Source organism: Roseovarius sp. AK1035 (genome assembly GCF_003288315.1).
Lineage (GTDB): Bacteria > Pseudomonadota > Alphaproteobacteria > Rhodobacterales > Rhodobacteraceae > Roseovarius > Roseovarius mucosus_A.
In genome coordinates this window covers 771785-788282 of record NZ_CP030099.1, presented here as the reverse complement: position 1 = coordinate 788282, position 16498 = coordinate 771785, and the positions used below count along the sequence as shown (strand labels likewise).

The following is a 16498-nucleotide window of genomic DNA, read 5'->3' as shown; positions in this document are numbered from 1 at the left end:
AGGAGCTGACCAAGATGACTGATTTCACAATTCAAAAACACGCCGATGGCGTCGCGATCATCACCTGGGACACGCAGGGCAAGTCGATGAACGTGATGAACGCGCAAGGGTTTCTCGACCTTGAGGCGCTGATTGATGACGCGCTTGCGGATGATGCCGTCAAGGGCGTGATCCTCACCTCGGGCAAGCCGGGCTCGTTTGCGGGCGGTATGGACCTCAATGTTATCGCCAAGATGCGCGATGACGCGGGGGACAATCCTGCAAAGGGGCTTTTTGACGGGGTGATGGGGATGCACGCCATCCTGCGCAAGATCGAGCGCGCGGGCATGGACCCCAAGACCAACAAGGGTGGCAAGCCGATTGCGGCGGCGCTGCCTGGCACGGCACTTGGTATCGGGCTTGAGATTCCGCTCGCCTGCCACCGGATCTTTGCAGCTGACAATCCGTCTGCCAAGATTGGCCTGCCCGAGATCATGGTGGGGATTTTTCCCGGGGCGGGTGGCACTACGCGGCTTGTGCGCAAGCTGGGCGCGATGGCCGCCTCGCCGCTCCTGCTCGAGGGCAAGCTCAACGACCCGAAAAAAGCCAAAGCCGCCGGTGTGGTGGATGAGGTGGTGCCCGCCGATCACCTGATCGAAAAGGCCCGCGAATGGGTGCTGAGCAATCCCGAAATCGTCAAACCCTGGGATGACAAGGGCTATAAAATGCCTGGCGGCGCGCCCTATCACCCGGCGGGCTTCATGACCTTTGTCGGGGCCTCTGCCATGGTCAATGGCAAGACCCAAGGCGCGTTTCCGGCGGCCAAGGCGCTGCTCTCTGCGGTTTATGAAGGCGCGCTCGTGCCATTTGACACCGCTCTCAAGATCGAGGCGCGCTGGTTCGTCAATGTGCTGATGAACCCCTCGTCCAGTGCGATGATCCGCTCGCTCTTCATCAACAAGGAAGCGTTGGAAAAGGGTGCCAACCGCCCCGATGTGCCCGATCAGCGCGTGAAGAAAGTTGGCGTCATGGGGGCCGGCATGATGGGCGCGGGCATCGCGCTTGTCTCTGCCATGGCGGGCATGCATGTGGTCCTGATCGACCAGAAACAGGAGGCCGCGGACAAGGGCAAATCCTACACCGCCGATTTCATGGATCAGGGGATCAAGCGCGGCAAGGCCACAGCCGAGAAGAAGGCGGCGACGCTTGATCTTATCACCGCCACTACGGATTACGCAGCGCTCAAAGGGTGCGATTTGATCATCGAGGCGGTGTTCGAGGACCCTGCCGTCAAGGCCGCAGTCACCAAAGAGGTGCTCAAGGTTGTGGGTGAGAACTGTATCTTTGCCACCAACACCTCGACCCTGCCGATTTCGGAACTGGCCAAGGCATCTGACAATGCTGAGAATTTCATTGGCATCCATTTCTTCTCGCCGGTGGAAAAGATGATGCTGGTCGAGATCATCAAAGGTCAGAAAACCGGCCCGCGCGCCGTCGCCAAGGCGCTCGACTATGTCCGGCAAATCCGCAAGACGCCGATCGTGGTCAATGATGCCCGCTTCTTTTACTGCAACCGCTGCATCATTCCCTATATCAACGAGGGTCTACGCATGGTGGCCGAAGGTGTGGCGCCCGCGCTTATCGACAATGCCGCGCGGCAGCTTGGCTTTCCGGTGGGGCCGCTGCAACTGGTCGATGAGACCTCGATTGATCTGGGTGCCAAGATTGCCCGCGCCACCAAGGCCGCGATGGGCGACGCCTATCCGGATGCCGCCGTGGATGAGGTCATCTTTTACATGGAGGGCGAGGGGCGTCTGGGGCGCAAATCCAAGGCTGGCTTCTTTGACTATGACGACAAGGGCAAGCGTCTTGGGTATTGGCCGGGGCTGGCCGCCCAATACCCCCGCGCCGCCGAACAGCCTGACCTGCACGAGGTTCAGCAGCGTTTGATGTTCGCTCAGGTGCTCGAAGCGGTTCGCGCGCTTGAGGAGGGTGTTCTTGAGGACATCCGCGAAGGCGATGTGGGGGCGATCCTCGCTTGGGGTTTTGCGCCGTGGTCGGGTGGACCGTTTGCTTGGCTCGACATCATTGGCACGCCCTATGCCGCAGAGCGGTGCGATCAGTTGGCCGAGCAATTCGGCCCGCGTTTCGCAACCCCCAAATTGCTGCGTGAGATGGCCGACAAGACCCAGAGTTTTTATGGGCGCTTTGGTGGACAGGCGGCGGCAGCCTGACCATAGTAAAAAGCCCGGCGCGCCTTGTTCGAGCGCGCCGGGCTTCTTCTTGGATCAAATACTCATAATCTTTTCTTTGGCTGATCCCTGAGAGGCGCACGAGGCTATGCGCTCAGAGTGGCACAAAGGCATCCTGATTGCCGCTATATTGCTCCAGTGCACCAGAACCTATTTCATGCCAGAGCCCATGCAGCGTCAGCGCGCCCTCTGACACGGCCTTGGCGACAAACGGAAACGTCATCAGGTTCTCAAGCGAGATCACCACCGCCTGCTTTTCCAGCGCATTCATCTGGGCATCGGCGTCAGCCATATCCTTGACCCGCTCATAGCCTGGCCGCAGGATATCAAGCCACCGACCGACAAAGCTGGTCTGCTTGTCCAGTTCCGGCGCATGGCCCGAGCACATATCAAGACATCCCTTGACCCCGCCGCAGGCGGAATGACCAATCACGATCACATGCGCCACCTTGAGCGCTGTCACCGCATATTCCACTGCCGCCGAAGTACCGTGCTGCGCACCATCACTCACATAGGGCGGGACAAGGTTGGCGATATTGCGATGAATAAAGAACTCTCCCTGATCCGCGCCAAAGATCGAGGTCACGTGCACCCGGCTGTCGCAACACGAAATCACCATGGCGCGCGGGTGCTGACCCTGCTGCGCCAGATGCCGATACCACGACTGGTTCTCGGTATAGCTTGTGGCCTTCCAGCCATGAAAGCGGTGCACCAGATAAGCGGGCAGGGGGCGGGCGTGTTCCATGGTCTCTCCCGGGGTTTGGGCAATCGACTGGTCAATAGTCGGGATTCGCCTCGAATTCGAGGGACAATTTGCGATGCCGGAAACCATTTGGGAACCGCGACAATGTCATTCTGCCCGCGCCGTGGGGGCAGAGTGAACATGACAACGTGGGTGAGAATGTGGAACAGGTGACATTGCTGAAACAACAAGAGCAGGTGCGGCTCGACGCGCATCGGCTTGCGGCCCTCTATTTGCAACTGGGCGATAGGAATGCCGAGGATGTCGTGTGCCGTGCGCTTGAGGAGCTGGCGGCGCGGCTCACGCATGCTGAGCGGCTTTACCGCGAGGGGCAAATGGCCGATCTGCGTAAATGTGCGCGTAGCCTGATCGCAATTGCGGATCAAATCGGCATGCTGCATCTGGCACGGGTGGCGGGGGATGTGACGGGTTCTATCGACGCGGGCGATGCCAATGCACTTGCCGCGACCTTTGCACGGCTTTTGCGGATTGGCGAAGGCTCGCTCTGCGAAATCTGGGATATGGCGGACCCGCTCAATTAGCGGGATCAATTGACGGGTTGCAGGCGGCGTAATCGTGGCTAGGCTGGCGCGCAATACTCCTGCCAAAAGGTCTGCCAGAATGAGCCTCAGATTCGCTGCTCCCGACACGCCCGCCCTGCCGCTGCATCTTGTAGCTGAGGAGGCCCTTGAGGGGTGGCTTGCAGGGCAAACGCCCGAAGTTGCGGCATGGGTGCGCGCCATGGGGTTCACGGGTGCCCTTGGGCGCGTGCTGGTTGTGCCCGATGCGGCGGGTGGGATTGCCATGGGTTTGGGCGGTTACGGATCGGCGACGTCGCGCGCACGGGGGCGGTTTCATCTTGCCGGGATTGCCGCGGCCTTGCCTGCGGGCACCTACCGCGTTGCAGGCCTGCCCGAGGATCAGGCCGAGACCGAGGCGCTTGGCTGGCTCTTGTCGCACTATGCCTATGAGCGCTATCGCGACCAATCCCCGGCCAAGGCAAGGCTTGTTGCGCCCGAAGGCGTCGATGCGGCACGGTTGGAAATCATCGCGGCGGGCGAGGCGCTTACCCGCGACCTCATCAATACCCCCGCGAATGATCTTGGCCCCGATGCGCTTGAGGCGGCCTGTGCCGCCATCGCCGATCAGCAGGGCGCGCGCGTGACCTGCGTGCGGGGCGAAGATCTGCTCGCGCAGAACTTTCCGCTGATCCACACGGTTGGGCGCGCCTCGGCTGTGGCCCCGCGCCTCATGGACATGCGGTGGGGGCAGAGTGGCCCGAAACTGACACTGGTGGGCAAAGGCGTTTGTTTCGACACGGGCGGGCTCAATCTCAAACCCGGCTCTTCCATGGGGTTGATGAAAAAGGACATGGGCGGTGCCGCGACCGTTCTGGGGCTGGCGCATATGATCATGGCGCTCGGCTTGCCGGTGCAGTTGCGTGTGCTCATTCCGGCGGTGGAAAACGCGGTGGCCGGCAATGCGTTTCGTCCCGGCGATATCCTGACCGCGCGCAATGGTCTGACGGTCGAGGTCAACAACACCGATGCCGAGGGTCGATTGGTGCTGGCGGACGCGCTATCCTATGGGGCCGAGGATGCACCCGATCTGATGATCTCCATGGCCACCCTCACCGGGGCCGCGCGCGTGGCGCTTGGGCCGGACCTTGCGCCCTATTACACTGACGATCCCCGCTTTGCCGGGGCACTCGAGGCCGCCGCCGCGCGCGTGGCCGATCCGGTTTGGCGCTTGCCGTTTCACACGCCTTATGAGGCGATGATCGAGCCGGGCATCGCTGATCTTGACAACGCGCCCTCGGGCGGATTTGCAGGCTCGATCACCGCTGCGCTCTTTCTGCGCCGCTTTGCGGGTGGGCTGAACTACAGCCATTTCGACATCTACGGCTGGACGCCCTCCGCCGCCCCCGCACGCCCCAAGGGTGGTGTCGGCATGGGCGCGCGTGCGCTTTTGGAGGCGCTGCCAGAGGTGCTGGGGCTGTGACCACACCCTGCCTGATTGCCTTGCCTCTCGTTGACCTATTGCGCGGCCCCGACGGCCCGCGCGATCGACAACTTCTGATGGGTGAGGGTGTCACGGTGCAGTCGATCGCTGATGATTGGGCAGAGGTTACAGCCATCCGCGACGGCTATTCGGGTTTTGTGTCTGACTCCGCCCTGACTGAGGGGACAGTTACCCACCGCGTCAGCGCCCGCGCCACGCATCTTTATCCCGCGCCGGATTTCAAGACCCGCGAGCGCTTCAGCCTTAGCCATGGTGCGCGACTTCAGGTGCTGTCCCAACAAGGCCGATTTGCCGAGACGCCGCAGGGATACGTCCCGCACGCCCATCTGTCATCGCTGGACGTGCTCGACACTGATCCTGTCACCGTCGCCGAAACCCTGCTGGGCACGCCCTATCTCTGGGGTGGAAATGCCAGCTTTGGAATTGATTGTTCGGGGTTGGTGCAGGCGGGGTGTCTTGCGTGTGGCATTGCCTGCCCGGGCGACAGCGGACCGCAAGAGCGCAGCCTTGGCGCGCCTTTGTCTGAATCCGCCCCCCTCCAACGCGGCGACCTTCTCTTCTGGCGTGGGCATGTCGCATGGGTGTCTGATCCCGCCACGCTCCTCCATGCCAACGCGCATCACATGGCCGTGGCCTATGAACCCATAGCGGATGCCATTGCCCGCATCACCGCGCAGGGGGGCGGCCCCGTCACCTCTCGCAAACGCCTGAAAGGACTGTCATGACCTCTGATCCCTTCTTTCACCCGATTTCCGGGTTTGAGCTGCCGCGCTTTGCCGGTGTGCCCACATTCATGCGGCTGCCCTATGTGCCCAATGGGCATGAGCGCTACAAGGATGTGCAAATTGGCCTGATCGGCGTGCCCTGGGATAGCGGCACCACCAACCGGCCCGGCCCCCGCCATGGCCCCCGCCAATTGCGCGATGCCTCGACCATGATCCGCGCGCAGCATCCGACATCCGGCATGCGCCCGTTCGAGGCGGTGAATTGCGCCGATCTGGGGGATGTGGGGCCAAACCCTGCGGATATCATCGACAGTATGCGCCGGATTTCCGAGTTCTACGATACGGTCACCGGTGCGGGGATCATCCCGTTGACCGCAGGCGGGGATCACCTCACGACCCTGCCGGTGCTGCGGTCGCTGGCCCGCCGCGCGCCTGTGGGCATGATCCATTTCGACAGCCATACAGACCTCTATCACTCCTATTTCGGGGGCACGATGTATACTCATGGCACGCCGTTCCGTCGCGCAGTCGAAGAGGGGCTGCTTGATCCAAAACGCGTCGTGATGATCGGCCTGCGCGGCACGATGTATGACACCGAAGATCGCGATTTCGCCGCAGCTGAGGGTATACGCCTGATCCTGATCGAGGAATTCCACGCCCGCGGCCCCGAAGATGTGATGGCCGAGGCGCGTGAAATTGCAGGCGATGGTGACACCTACGTCAGCTATGACATCGACTTTGTTGACCCAACCTTTGCCCCCGGCACCGGCACGCCCGAGGTGGGGGGGCCGAACAGCTATCAGGCATTGCAGGTCGTGCGCGGGCTGCACGGGGTCAACATCATCGGTGCTGATCTGGTCGAAGTGTCGCCACCGTTTGACGCCTCTGGCGGCACGGCATTTCTAGGGGCGTCGATCATGTTTGAGCTTCTCTGTGTCATGGCGGGGCAACACGCCGAGGGGTAAGGCCCCAACAGATCACACATGACGCATGGTTTGGCGGCGCGCTCCGCCAAACCCTTTGGAATCCGTGCGCGAATCCTATATGGGGTCATATCCCAGCCCGAACCGCGACAGGCCCATGACCCAAACTGCCCCCATTACACAGGATGTGCTGACCATCCCCCGCAAGCTGCCCGACGGGCCGATCAACCTGGTGGGGTTAACGCGCGATGCGCTGCGTGAGGTGCTGATCGCGCATGGCACGCCCGAAAAGCAGGCCAAGATGCGGGTCAATCAGATCTGGCAATGGATCTATCAGTGGGGTGTGCGTGATTTTCATGCCATGACCAATCTGGCCAAAGCCTATCGTGCCCAATTGGCCGAAAACTTTGTGGTAACAATCCCGGAAGTCGTGAGCAAGCAGGTCAGTGCCGATGGTACGCGCAAGTATCTGGTAAGGATCGCGGGCGGCCATGAGGTCGAGGTGGTCTATATCCCCGAAACCGATCGCGGCACGTTGTGCATTTCCTCTCAAGTGGGCTGTACGCTCACCTGTTCGTTTTGCCACACCGGCACGCAGAAACTGGTGCGCAACCTGACGGCGGGTGAGATCATCGGTCAGGTGATGCTGGCGCGCGATGACTTGAACGAATGGCCCAAACCGGGCGAGCCTGCAGGCGAGCGCCCCCGCCTTATCAGCAACATTGTCCTGATGGGCATGGGCGAGCCGCTCTATAATTTCGACAATGTGCGCGATGCCATGAAAATCGCAATGGATGGTGAAGGGATTTCCCTGTCACGCCGTCGTATCACGCTCTCGACCTCTGGTGTTGTGCCCGAGATCGCCAAGACGGCTGAGGAAATCGGATGTTTGCTGGCTGTCAGCTTTCACGCCACTACGGATGAGGTGCGCGATACTCTGGTGCCGATCAACAAGCGATGGAACATCGCCACGCTGCTGGACACGCTGCGCGAATATCCGCGCCTGAGCAATTCCGAGCGGATCACCTTTGAATATGTCATGCTCAAAGGTGTCAATGACAGTGATGCCGATGCCCGGCGCCTTGTTCAACTGATCAAAGGTATTCCGGCTAAGATCAACCTTATCCCATTCAACGAGTGGCCCGGCAGCCCCTATCAACGCAGCGATTGGGAGCGGATCGAACGCTTTGCCGACATCATCTACAAGGCTGGGTATGCCAGCCCGATCCGAACGCCGCGTGGCGAGGATATCATGGCCGCCTGCGGCCAGTTGAAATCCGCCACCGAACGCTCCCGCAAATCCCGCGCGCAGATCGAGGCCGAGGCAGGGCTTTAGCCCAATGACCGCCTTTGCCCCCCTGCCGCAGCCATTGAACGCTACGGACGATCCGCGCCTTGTCGGTGTCGAAATCGAGCTTGGCGGCTTGCCGGAATCGCGCGTGGCGGACCTGTGTGCATCCAAACTGGGGGGCACGGCGCAACAGGTGGACAGCCATATCTGGCGGGTTGAGAATAGCCAGATCGGACAGATCGACATCTATCTCGACATCTTTCTGCGCAACGCGGAACACAGCAAACTGCGCGATCTGGCGCTAGATCTGGGGCGCGAAGTGGTGCCGGTGGAAATCGTCACCAAACCGCTTGATATGGATGGCCTTGCCCGCCTTGATGATTTGCGGATGACGCTTCGTGATGCAGGGGCTTTGGGCAGCGGCGCGGGCTGGTTCTTTGGGTTTGGCCTGCATCTGAACATTGAGATGGCCAGCGATGCTGATGCCGACACGGTTCGCCCTTTGCTTGCCTATGCGCTGATCGAGGACTGGCTGCGCGCCGCCAATCCTATTGACGAGGCCCGCCGTCTCTTACCCTTTACAGACCCATACCCGATTGATTTTACCCGTGCGCTGATCGAAATGGGGCCAGAGGCCGCGCGTGAGAGGGTGATCGGCAGCTATCTCGAACTGACGCCAAGCCGCAATCGCGGTCTCGATATGCTGCCCCTCTTTGCGCATTTCGACGCGGATCGGATCAAGGCGGCCATTTCCGACAAAACATCGGCACGCCCGACCTTTCATTTTCGTTTGCCCGACTGCCGGATAGACGAGGCCGCTTGGTCGATTGCCGATGAATGGCAACGCTGGTTGACTGTGGAACGGGTGGCCGCCGATACCGCGCTGCTCAAGCGCCTGTCGCAGGCCTGGCAGGACGATCACGGCCTGCTCACGCTGTCGCGTCAAAGCTGGGCCAATCGCGCAGGTCGTATCCTGCAATCGGCGGGGCTTGATCGAGTATGACCGCACGCCGCCCCGTGATCGGGGTCACAGTTTCGCGCCGGTCAGGGTGGCGTATCTTTCCGCTTATCGCGCTTAATGTGTGGTTGGCGGGGGGGCGCGCCCTGCGGTGGCAAGCGGGCCGCGCGGCTGACATAGAGTTGGTGGATGGGCTCATCATCGGCGGTGGCGATGACATCTCGCCGGATCTCTATGGCGGGCGGCTGGTTAAATCCGCGCGACTAGATCCCGACCGGGACGCGCTGGAACGTGGGCTGGTCTTGGCCGCCTTTGCGCATGACAAGCCAGTTTTGGGTATCTGCCGGGGTAGTCAGATGCTCAACATCGCTCTTGGGGGCACATTGCATCAAGACGCGTATGAGACCTATGCCGCCAGCGATCACATCCGCACCGTGCTGCCGCGTAAGACCGTTCGGATTACCGCCGGCACCCGTCTGGCACAGCTTGCGGGCACCCAACCGATGAAGGTGAACGCCCTGCATACCCAGGCCGTTAATCGCTTGGGGGACGGTCTGCGCATCGCTGCGCGGGATAGCGCTGGCATGATTCAGGCTGTCGAGCGGGTCAAGGAACCCTTTGCCTTGGGCGTGCAATGGCACCCCGAGCATCTTTTTTATGCGCATCGGCAAATGGGCATCTTTCGTGCGCTCATCGCGGCGGCCGCAGCGCGGCGCGATCATGCGGCGCAACTGCCCGGCGTGGATGCTGTGGCACGTTGACCCTGTCGCGATAATTCCCCGACCCTGCCATAATCCGGCACGATTACCGCCACATCCGTCACCTATCCCTAAAGTCAGAGGCAAATTTTAACAGGGATAGAAACAATGAACCTGAACCAGAATGAAAGCAGCACCGAAATCCGCAATCTCGTGATGCGCGAGCGTCATCTCGCCGTTTCCGAGCGGGAATGGAAGCACCGCCTGCGCGGCTATGGCTATGCGATCCGCGACACCGCCGAGGGGCGTTTTGTCACCTCGATCCGTCAGGATGCACCGCTCTGCCAACTGAGCTGACCGCGGCCTGTTTCTGGCTGAAATCTATAGGCGACCGGCCCTTGGGCTGATGGGGCTAAGCCCCAAAAACGACAAACCCCCGAAGCATCTGCCCGGGGGTCGTCAAACGTGCCGCAAAAACCTGCGGAGAGCGCTCTTAGAGCATGCCTTCGCGCTGCGCTTTCTTGCGCGCCAGTTTCCGGGCACGGCGAATCGCTTCGGCCTTCTCGCGCGCTTTCTTCTCGGACGGCTTTTCGAAATGTTGCTTGAGCTTCATTTCACGAAAAACGCCTTCGCGCTGCAGTTTTTTCTTCAGAGCGCGGAGCGCCTGATCGACATTGTTGTCGCGAACACTAACCTGCATGTGGTGTCACCACCTTCCTAAGTTAAAGTTGCAATAGATTGCAGGAAGGCGCCGTATAGCAAAGCATCTTGGATTTGTCTAGGGTGCGCCGCAAGGAGGATTTTCGATGTCCGAACCCGATCTGATGACCCGTTTGCTGGATGCCGCAGCGCTCCACGTGCCCTTCGATGGCTGGAGCGAAACCACCCTGCGTCTTGCCGCTGAGGATGCTGGGATTGCCCCCGGCCTTGTGTCCGCGATTTGTCCGCGCGGCGCGGTCGATTTGGCGCTAGCCTATCATGCGGCAGGCGATGCCGCGATGCTTAAACGACTGGCCGAGACCGACCTGAGCGCCCTGCGTTTTCGGGATCGCGTGGCGTTTGCCGTGCGTGTCCGCCTTGAGGCGGTCGAGGATCGCGAACTGGTACGTCGGGGGATGACCCTCTTTTCCTTGCCGCCCTATGCTGCCGATGGTGCGCGCGCCCTCTGGCAAACGGCTGATCACATCTGGACCGCTCTTGGGGACACATCGCAGGATGTGAATTGGTACACCAAACGCGCAACGCTCTCGGCTGTCTATGGCGCGACGGTTCTTTATTGGTTGGGTGACGACAGTGACGGCCAAACCCGTACATGGGAATTTCTTGATCGCCGCATCGAGGGTGTAATGCAGATCGAAAAGCTCAAGGCGCAGGCCCGTGACAACCGTTTGGTGTCGGGCCTCATGGCGGGACCGCTCAGTTTTTTGAGCCGTATCCGTGCGCCGCAGCCGGGCGCACAGACGGGTATGCCGGGCCGCTGGAATGGCCCGAACTGAATATAAGGACAGATGAATGACCAAGACGATGCAGGCCGTCGAAATCACGCAGGCGGGTGGCCCCGAAGTATTGCAACTGACCACTCGCCCCATTCCCGCGCCACGCGCAGGCGAAGTCGTGATCCGGCTGGCCTATGCCGGTGTCAACCGCCCGGATGCCTTGCAGCGTGCCGGGCTCTATGCGCCGCCGCCCACGGCCTCTGACCTTCCGGGGCTTGAAGGGGCAGGGGAAATCGTGGCGCTTGGTGCGGGCGTCACGCATTGGACGCTTGGCGATCAGGTCTGCGCGCTATTGCCCGGTGGCGGCTATGCCGAATATGTGGCCACGCCCGCAGCGCATTGCTTGCCGGTGCCGCATGGCCTTAGCCTCGAACAGGCCGCCTGTCTGCCGGAAACCTTCTTCACCGTCTGGTCTAACGTGTTTCAGCGCGGCGCACTCAAGGGCGGCGAGCGGTTTCTTGTGCATGGCGGTTCATCCGGGATCGGCACCACGGCCATTCAACTCGCCCACACCTTCGGCGCGCGGGTGTTTACCACGGCAGGCTCTGCCGAGAAATGCCAGGTCTGCATGGATCTGGGGGCCGAACGCGCGATCAACTACCGCGAAGAGGATTTCACCGAGGTGTTGTCTGCCGAGGGCGGCGCAGATCTGATCCTTGACATGGTTGGCGGCGATTACCTGCCCCGCAACGTCAAGGCGCTTGCCGATGATGGACGCCTCGTGCAGATCGCCTTTCTCCAAGGCCCCAAGATCGAGCTGAATTTTTCTCAGGTGATGATGCGTCGCCTCACGATCACCGGCAGCACGCTGCGCCCGCAAAGCGATCTCGCCAAGGCGCGGATTGCCGAAAGCCTGCGCACCCATGTCTGGCCGCTGCTGGAGGCGGGTAAAATCGCGCCTGTAATGGATTCCGAATATCCGCTGGCCAAGGCTGCTGCTGCGCATGCGCGGATGGAGTCGAGCGGGCACATCGGCAAAATCGTCCTCAAGGTTGCGTGACCCGGTTCAACGATCGAGACAAATAAAAAGCCGCCCCATTGGGCGGCCCTTTTGATCTCTGGTGCAGACTGGCGTTGCGAATGCTGCGCCAGCGGGCCGCGGATCAGCCGTTCACGCTGTCCTTGAGTGCCTTTGCAATGGTCATCTTGACCACCTTGTCGGCCTCTTTCTTCATCTGCTCGCCTGTCGCGGGGTTGCGCACCATACGCTCGGGGCGCTCACGGCAATAAATCTTGCCGATGCCGGGCAGGGTCACGGCACCGCCGGCGGATACTTCACGGGTGATGATCGCGATCACGGCGTCCAGAGCTGCGCCAGCGGTCTTCTTGTCACTGCCCATATCATCGGCCAGAGCGGCGACGAGTTGGGTCTTGGTCATGGGTTTTGCCATTTTATGGTCTCCTTACAACTGCCCGTCCCTTGGGCCTCATGCGCGTGATTAAACGCCATGATGTGGCTAAACACAACGGCTAGTGGGCAAAAGCAAGCCCTTTTGCTGGATTTTGTGCGGATTTCCGTCGGGTCAGAGGAAGGCTGTCTCTTCAAAACTGCGCAATTTGCGGCTGTGGATGCGTTCAAGGGGCATGCGGCGCAATGATTCCATGGCGCGAATCCCAATCATAAGGTGACGTGAAACTTGGGATTTGTAAAAATCCGAGGCCATGCCGGGCAGCTTCAATTCGCCCTGCAACGGCTTGTCCGAAACGCAAAGCAGCGTGCCATAGGGCACACGGAAGCGGAACCCGTTGGCGGCAATCGTGGCGCTCTCCATGTCCAGCGCGACGGCGCGCGACTGGCTGAGGCGTTGCACTGGCCCCGATTGCTCGCGCAGTTCCCAGTTGCGGTTGTCTACGCTGGCGACTGTGCCGGTGCGCATGACGCGCTTGAGGTCGAACCCCTCAAGCTGCGTCTCGGCGGCCACCGCCTCTTGCAGTGCGATCTGTATTTCGGCAAGCGCGGGGATGGGCACCCATGCGGGCAGATCAGCGTCAAGCACGCGATCTTCGCGCAGATAGGCATGGGCCAGCACGAAATCGCCCAAGGATTGCGAATTGCGCAGCCCCGCGCAATGGCCGACCATCACCCAAGCATGCGGGCGCAGCACGGCGATATGATCGGTCGCGGTCTTTGCGTTGGATGGACCCACCCCAATATTGACCAAGGTGATCCCCGATCCATCCGCCCGCTTGAGGTGATAGGCGGGCATCTGCGGCAATCGTTCGGGCGCAGGTAGGATATCATCTGGCCCGGTGATCTCGGCATTTCCGGTGCTGACAAAAGCCGAATAGCCGCTGTTCGCGTCCCCCAGCATGCGCCGGGCGTAGGTCTCGAATTCCGAGACATAGAATTGATAGTTGGTGAAGAGCACGTAATTCTGGAAATGGCAGGGATCGGTTGCCGTGTAATGCGTGAGGCGTGCCAGCGAATAATCCACCCGCTGCGCAGTGAACGGTGCCAAAGGGGCTGCCCCGTCCAGCCCCGGCAGCCATGTGCCATTGACGATATCGTCATTGGTGGTCGCCAGATCCGGCACGTCAAAGTAATCGCGCAGGGTGAACTCTGCGGCACCTTCTTGTGGCACGCTGAGGTTTGCATCCCCCGCCACCGCGAAATGTACAGGAATAGGCGTGTCAGAGAGGCCGATCATGACCCCGACACCGTGATTGTCCATCAAGAGGCCCAGTTGCTGCTCCAGATAGGCGCGGAACAGGATGGGGCGCGTGATCGTTGCGGCATAGGTGCCGGGGTTCGAGACATGGCCAAAGCTGAGCCGACTGTCGACCTTGGCATAGGTCGTCGTGGTCAAACGTATTTCGGGATAAAAGGCGCGCACCCGGCCCATCGGCAGGTGCCCGGCCAAAGCCTTTGCAAAGGCTGTGCAGAGAAACTCTGTGCTTGCCGCATAAAGCTGACAGAGCCGATCCACCGCCGCGCGCGCCTCTGTGAACGCCTCTGGGGCGATCTTGTTGGGGGTGCTGATGTTCATGCGTGTCTCCTGCGGCATGCTCTCAGGTTGACACGTGCCGGGGGCATGATCAAGCTGAGGCCATGGATTACGAAACGATTACGCCTGAGGAATTCGGGGCCAGCCTGCGCGGGCTTGGCCTCAACCTCTTGGTGCGCGATGTGCGGGTTGAGGCGGCTTTTCTTGTCAGCGTTTTCGGCATGGCGGCCCACCGTCTGAGCGCGGATTTTGCGATCATGGTCTATGGCGATCAGGTGATGCAACTGCATGCCGATCATACCTACGCCGCCAACCCGATCCTTGGCCTTGTGCCTGAGAGCCCGCCGCGCGGGGCCGGGGCGTCTTTGCACCTTTTCGACAGCGATCCCGACACGGTTGCCGCCCGCGCCGAAGGTTCAGGCGCCATGATCCTGCAACCGCCCACCAACAAACCCCACGGGCTGCGCGAATGCTGCATCCTGTGCCCCAATGGTTATGCGTGGGTCGCCTCCCGGCCCCTGACCGAGATTGAAAGGAAAGCGAAATGAATGTGACAAACCTGCGCCCCAACATGGACCACTGGCAAGAGCGCGTGGATCTTGCCGCGGCCTTTCGTTGGACCGCGCGCCTGAACATGCACGAAGCGGTTGCCAATCACTTTAGCCTCTCGATCAATGATGATGGCACGCGGTTCCTGATGAACCCCAACCAGATGCATTTCGCCCGTATCCGCGCCAGCGATCTGATCGTTGTGGATGCCAATGATCCCGAAACGCTAGAGGGGCCAAATGCGCCTGATCCCACCGCCTGGGGCCTGCATGGGGGGCTGCACCGGCACTGCGCCCATGCCCGCTGCGCCATGCATGTGCATTCTATTCATGCCACCGTGTTGGCCAGCCTTGCCGATAGCCGCCTGCCGCCCATCGATCAGAACTGTGCCACGTTTTATAACCGGCATGTGGTCGATGAGGGCTATGGCGGGCTGGCGTTCGAGGATGAAGGCGCGCGCTGTGCACGGCTTTTGACCGACCCCAAGAAGAAGGTGCTGATCATGGGTAACCACGGGGTGATGGTGATTGGCGATAGTGTCGCGGACACGTTCAACCGCCTCTATTATTTCGAGCGTGCCGCCGAGACTTATATCCGGGCGTTGCAAACCGGGCGCCCCCTGCGGGTTCTGTCGGATGCGGTTGCGGAGAAGACGGCGCAGGAACTTGATGATTACCCGGGCCAGGCAGATCGGCATCTGTCGGAACTCAAGGCCATTTTGGACGCTGAAGGCTCGGACTACGCGCAGTAGATTCTTGGGGTTGCAGCCACGTGCGGCGCGCCTGTCTCAGATGCGGGACAGGCGCCACGTTGGGAAAAGGGTCGCTTGACTGAGATAGGCGCTGGTGTCCTGACCACAGAAGAGGCCGTCTTGTTCTACAAGGACCGTTTGCCAATCCCGCGCCGCAGCCCCCAGAATATCTGTGTGAAGCGTATCGCCGCACATGACGATTCGATGGCGCGATAGGTTAGACAAGGACGCCTCAACCATTTCGTAGACGGCAGGAAACGGTTTGCCAAAGAACCGCACGTCTGGAATGCCGCGATCCGCAAGTTGATGCCCGAAATAACCGGGCTCTAGCGAAAAGCCGTGTTCGCGCGGGGCAACCAGATCGGCGTTGGCGATGATCACTGGCCTCGGGCGCTTTAACAGTGCGGTTTCGAGCAGCGCTTGGCGATCCAGCGACCAGACCTCGGTAGAGAGAAAAACAAAGCCTTCGACCTGATCATAGCTGATGGGATCATCCACCAGTCGCCGGGTAGGGGCGGAAATATCGGACAGATTGTCCTGTGGCGCGGCGATACATCCCCAAAGCCTGTCATCCAGATGCGCCAATGTGGCATCTCGGCTGGTGATGATCTCGTGATCCCTGACCCCCATGCCCAGATTTTGAAACTTGGTCATGGCGCCGGCATGGGTGTAGCTGGCCGCGTTGGAGAGAATGCGAATCTGGCATCCGATTTCTCTCAACTCTCTCAAACGTTGCGCGGCGCCGGGTATGGCCGCCTCGCCGATATTCAGCACACCGTAAGCGTCAAAGACAAAGGCATCCGCTTGTGCCGCGATGTCATGCAGAGAGCTGATTTCCCGCGTCCGTGTTGGCGAGTGAACCATTGGCAAGCGGTGGCGCACGGCCTCGTAGCGGTCGAAAATAGTCGCGACAGTGTCCATCAGTTTGGTGAAGCCTCCGACTTGGTCGAACTGCGTGTGCCGCAAGGCCGCAGAATAGACCCAGCTCGGGAAAACTTACAGTGCAGAGAAGAAATTGAAAGTACAAAACAACAAAGCGACATTTCACATAGGTGTCATATTTTCGAGTTAGGCCTGTAAAAGGGGTTTAATTTGGAGAGTATTTGCGATTGCTGTGATGATCTTAAGGTTTTGGCCCTGAGACTAGAGGAAAACCAAGCAAAAAAA

General features: G+C 60.6%; 18 protein-coding genes. 13 read left to right on the top strand and 5 right to left on the bottom strand.

Annotated features, from left to right (window positions below):
- The first annotated feature begins 14 nt into the window (after positions 1-14).
- Positions 15-2213: a 3-hydroxyacyl-CoA dehydrogenase NAD-binding domain-containing protein gene (locus RAK1035_RS03830; protein WP_008279608.1), complete on the top strand. Its 2199-nt coding sequence runs from the start codon at positions 15-17 to the stop codon at positions 2211-2213.
- A 112-nt stretch (positions 2214-2325) separates the two neighbouring features.
- On the opposite strand, the gene RAK1035_RS03825 is transcribed toward RAK1035_RS03830, so the two are convergent.
- Positions 2326-2976 carry a carbonic anhydrase gene (locus RAK1035_RS03825; protein WP_008279607.1) on the bottom strand — a complete coding sequence of 217 codons (651 nt, stop codon included), beginning with the start codon at positions 2974-2976 and terminating at the stop codon, positions 2326-2328.
- 158 nt (positions 2977-3134) lie between these two features.
- Between RAK1035_RS03825 and RAK1035_RS03820 the strand changes: the two genes are divergently transcribed.
- The 8 genes from RAK1035_RS03820 (at position 3135) to RAK1035_RS03785 (ending at position 9947) form a co-directional block, all read left to right on the top strand.
- The gene (locus RAK1035_RS03820; RefSeq protein ID WP_037297011.1) at positions 3135-3515 is read left to right on the top strand and encodes a hypothetical protein; all 381 of its coding nucleotides are present in this window, start codon (positions 3135-3137) and stop codon (positions 3513-3515) included.
- Positions 3516-3594: 79 nt separating this feature from the next.
- Entirely contained in the window at positions 3595-4974 is a 1380-nt protein-coding gene (locus RAK1035_RS03815; RefSeq protein ID WP_008279605.1) for a leucyl aminopeptidase family protein, read from the top strand.
- The gene (locus RAK1035_RS03810) at positions 4971-5720 is read left to right on the top strand and encodes a C40 family peptidase (RefSeq protein WP_008279604.1); all 750 of its coding nucleotides are present in this window, start codon (positions 4971-4973) and stop codon (positions 5718-5720) included. The genes RAK1035_RS03815 and RAK1035_RS03810 overlap by 4 nt, the downstream gene beginning before the upstream one ends.
- Positions 5717-6685 carry an agmatinase gene (gene speB, locus RAK1035_RS03805; protein WP_008279603.1) on the top strand — a complete coding sequence of 323 codons (969 nt, stop codon included), beginning with the start codon at positions 5717-5719 and terminating at the stop codon, positions 6683-6685. The genes RAK1035_RS03810 and speB overlap by 4 nt, the downstream gene beginning before the upstream one ends.
- 115 nt (positions 6686-6800) lie before the next feature.
- Positions 6801-7979 (top strand): 23S rRNA (adenine(2503)-C(2))-methyltransferase RlmN, encoded by a 1179-nt coding sequence (gene rlmN, locus RAK1035_RS03800; protein ID WP_008279602.1) that lies wholly within the window; start codon positions 6801-6803, stop codon positions 7977-7979.
- 4 nt (positions 7980-7983) lie between these two features.
- Positions 7984-8937 carry an amidoligase family protein gene (locus RAK1035_RS03795; RefSeq protein ID WP_008279601.1) on the top strand — a complete coding sequence of 318 codons (954 nt, stop codon included), beginning with the start codon at positions 7984-7986 and terminating at the stop codon, positions 8935-8937.
- Entirely contained in the window at positions 8934-9653 is a 720-nt protein-coding gene (locus tag RAK1035_RS03790; protein WP_008279600.1) for a gamma-glutamyl-gamma-aminobutyrate hydrolase family protein, read from the top strand. Before RAK1035_RS03795 ends, RAK1035_RS03790 begins: the two co-directional genes overlap by 4 nt.
- 105 nt (positions 9654-9758) lie before the next feature.
- Complete coding sequence (locus RAK1035_RS03785; protein WP_008279599.1) at positions 9759-9947, top strand: hypothetical protein; 189 nt, start codon at positions 9759-9761, stop codon at positions 9945-9947.
- A gap of 136 nt (positions 9948-10083) precedes the next feature.
- On the opposite strand, the gene rpsU is transcribed toward RAK1035_RS03785, so the two are convergent.
- Positions 10084-10290: a 30S ribosomal protein S21 gene (gene rpsU / locus RAK1035_RS03780; protein WP_008207378.1), complete on the bottom strand. Its 207-nt coding sequence runs from the start codon at positions 10288-10290 to the stop codon at positions 10084-10086.
- 106 nt (positions 10291-10396) lie between these two features.
- On the opposite strand from rpsU, the gene RAK1035_RS03775 reads away from it, so the two are divergent.
- Together RAK1035_RS03775 and RAK1035_RS03770 are read left to right on the top strand one after the other, a co-directional pair.
- Positions 10397-11086 (top strand): COQ9 family protein, encoded by a 690-nt coding sequence (locus RAK1035_RS03775; RefSeq protein WP_008279598.1) that lies wholly within the window; start codon positions 10397-10399, stop codon positions 11084-11086.
- A 16-nt stretch (positions 11087-11102) separates the two neighbouring features.
- Entirely contained in the window at positions 11103-12086 is a 984-nt protein-coding gene (locus RAK1035_RS03770) for an NAD(P)H-quinone oxidoreductase (RefSeq protein WP_008279597.1), read from the top strand.
- A gap of 103 nt (positions 12087-12189) precedes the next feature.
- On the opposite strand, the gene RAK1035_RS03765 is transcribed toward RAK1035_RS03770, so the two are convergent.
- On the bottom strand, positions 12190-12477 hold the full coding sequence (locus RAK1035_RS03765) for an HU family DNA-binding protein (RefSeq protein WP_037270194.1): 288 nt from the start codon (positions 12475-12477) through the stop codon (positions 12190-12192).
- A gap of 132 nt (positions 12478-12609) precedes the next feature.
- Positions 12610-14073 (bottom strand): AMP nucleosidase, encoded by a 1464-nt coding sequence (locus RAK1035_RS03760; RefSeq protein ID WP_037296834.1) that lies wholly within the window; start codon positions 14071-14073, stop codon positions 12610-12612.
- 62 nt (positions 14074-14135) lie between these two features.
- Here RAK1035_RS03760 and RAK1035_RS03755 point away from each other — a divergent pair, with 62 nt between their 5' ends.
- Together RAK1035_RS03755 and RAK1035_RS03750 are read left to right on the top strand one after the other, a co-directional pair.
- Positions 14136-14579 (top strand): VOC family protein, encoded by a 444-nt coding sequence (locus RAK1035_RS03755; RefSeq protein WP_008279594.1) that lies wholly within the window; start codon positions 14136-14138, stop codon positions 14577-14579.
- Positions 14576-15331, top strand: coding sequence for a class II aldolase and adducin N-terminal domain-containing protein (locus tag RAK1035_RS03750; RefSeq protein WP_008279593.1), 756 nt, complete (start codon positions 14576-14578; stop codon positions 15329-15331). Before RAK1035_RS03755 ends, RAK1035_RS03750 begins: the two co-directional genes overlap by 4 nt.
- A gap of 36 nt (positions 15332-15367) precedes the next feature.
- Here RAK1035_RS03750 and RAK1035_RS03745 read toward each other — a convergent pair whose 3' ends face one another.
- Positions 15368-16252: an HAD-IIA family hydrolase gene (locus tag RAK1035_RS03745; RefSeq protein WP_008279592.1), complete on the bottom strand. Its 885-nt coding sequence runs from the start codon at positions 16250-16252 to the stop codon at positions 15368-15370.
- Between the last annotated feature and the right edge of the window lie 246 nt (positions 16253-16498).

Excerpts from the sequence above, each read along its gene's own strand:
- rlmN (WP_008279602.1), top strand. The coding sequence starts at position 6,801 with ATGACCCAAACTGCCCCCATTACACAGGATGTGCTGACCATCCCCCGC.
- RAK1035_RS03790 (WP_008279600.1), top strand. The coding sequence starts at position 8,934 with ATGACCGCACGCCGCCCCGTGATCGGGGTCACAGTTTCGCGCCGGTCA.
- rpsU (WP_008207378.1), bottom strand. The coding sequence starts at position 10,290 with ATGCAGGTTAGTGTTCGCGACAACAATGTCGATCAGGCGCTCCGCGCT.
- RAK1035_RS03745 (WP_008279592.1), bottom strand. The coding sequence starts at position 16,252 with ATGGACACTGTCGCGACTATTTTCGACCGCTACGAGGCCGTGCGCCAC.
- RAK1035_RS03770 (WP_008279597.1), top strand. The coding sequence starts at position 11,103 with ATGACCAAGACGATGCAGGCCGTCGAAATCACGCAGGCGGGTGGCCCC.
- RAK1035_RS03775 (WP_008279598.1), top strand. The coding sequence starts at position 10,397 with ATGTCCGAACCCGATCTGATGACCCGTTTGCTGGATGCCGCAGCGCTC.
- RAK1035_RS03795 (WP_008279601.1), top strand. The coding sequence starts at position 7,984 with ATGACCGCCTTTGCCCCCCTGCCGCAGCCATTGAACGCTACGGACGAT.
- RAK1035_RS03825 (WP_008279607.1), bottom strand. The coding sequence starts at position 2,976 with ATGGAACACGCCCGCCCCCTGCCCGCTTATCTGGTGCACCGCTTTCAT.
- RAK1035_RS03760 (WP_037296834.1), bottom strand. The coding sequence starts at position 14,073 with ATGAACATCAGCACCCCCAACAAGATCGCCCCAGAGGCGTTCACAGAG.
- RAK1035_RS03830 (WP_008279608.1), top strand. The coding sequence starts at position 15 with ATGACTGATTTCACAATTCAAAAACACGCCGATGGCGTCGCGATCATC.
- RAK1035_RS03750 (WP_008279593.1), top strand. The coding sequence starts at position 14,576 with ATGAATGTGACAAACCTGCGCCCCAACATGGACCACTGGCAAGAGCGC.
- speB (WP_008279603.1), top strand. The coding sequence starts at position 5,717 with ATGACCTCTGATCCCTTCTTTCACCCGATTTCCGGGTTTGAGCTGCCG.
- RAK1035_RS03785 (WP_008279599.1), top strand. The coding sequence starts at position 9,759 with ATGAACCTGAACCAGAATGAAAGCAGCACCGAAATCCGCAATCTCGTG.
- RAK1035_RS03815 (WP_008279605.1), top strand. The coding sequence starts at position 3,595 with ATGAGCCTCAGATTCGCTGCTCCCGACACGCCCGCCCTGCCGCTGCAT.
- RAK1035_RS03765 (WP_037270194.1), bottom strand. The coding sequence starts at position 12,477 with ATGGCAAAACCCATGACCAAGACCCAACTCGTCGCCGCTCTGGCCGAT.
- RAK1035_RS03755 (WP_008279594.1), top strand. The coding sequence starts at position 14,136 with ATGGATTACGAAACGATTACGCCTGAGGAATTCGGGGCCAGCCTGCGC.